The sequence below is a fragment of the Clostridium psychrophilum genome, from assembly GCF_018861705.1.
Classification (GTDB): domain Bacteria; phylum Bacillota; class Clostridia; order Clostridiales; family Clostridiaceae; genus Clostridium_AD; species Clostridium_AD psychrophilum.
The window spans coordinates 1-703 of record NZ_JAHLEC010000272.1 but is presented as its reverse complement, the minus strand read 5'-3'; the positions used below and the strand labels follow the sequence as shown (position 1 = coordinate 703).

Here is a 703-nt window from a genome sequence, read left to right as displayed (position 1 = left end):
ATGTGCTTCTTCCATGGTCCAAGGATTTACCGAATAGCTGCAGAAAGCCGCTAAAGAAATAATATCATAGCTCATACCTTACGTTAAGGTGTGGGCTATTTGACGCTTACTTTTAAAATAAGCTTTGTAGAGATTATATAATGTAGAACCACAAACGTAGACTTTAATTTAATAGACTTCTGATTAAGCCTCAAAAAAAAGATAAAGACAGTTGCTCCTAAACCGTCTTTATTTTTTTTCTTTATTACATTAATTTTCCTTTTGTATCAAGGTTATTTATACTTGAAAATCTATAAGTGTATACTTACTATTGAATTGGAGTAATTGTAATTCTATTAAATAAAAGGTTAGTAGATTCACCAGGTGCGCCAAACACTGTTAAAACCTGTGCTCCTGCTTCTAATGTAGCTGTTGTTGACGTGTCAATAAAAGTTGCACTTGGTGATACTCCTGTACCAACAACCTTTACTCCAACCTTTTGTAATTCAACATACATGTAGACGTGTAGTTTAATATATCCTAATAATATAAGTTAGAAAGTAAAACCTGTACGCACTGCTTCCAGATTTTACAACGGGGTCGTGTCAACAGGCCATAGCCATCAACCTAAGAATTGAAACATATTCCAAATGATGATGGCTATCATTATTTTATAAATGGAAGTTGTAATATGGGCAAAAATAGAATTTTTTCAAAATAATTA

The 703-nt window shown here is 32.4% G+C and carries 1 protein-coding gene; it reads right to left on the bottom strand.

Going from position 1 to position 703, the window contains the following annotated elements:
• Positions 1-307 precede the first annotated feature (307 nt).
• Positions 308-496 (bottom strand): hypothetical protein, encoded by a 189-nt coding sequence (locus KPL38_RS19435; protein ID WP_216290771.1) that lies wholly within the window; start codon positions 494-496, stop codon positions 308-310.
• Positions 497-703: the final 207 nt, after the last annotated feature.

Coding starts and splice junctions, on each gene's coding strand:
- KPL38_RS19435 (WP_216290771.1), bottom strand. CDS start 496: ATGTATGTTGAATTACAAAAGGTTGGAGTAAAGGTTGTTGGTACAGGA.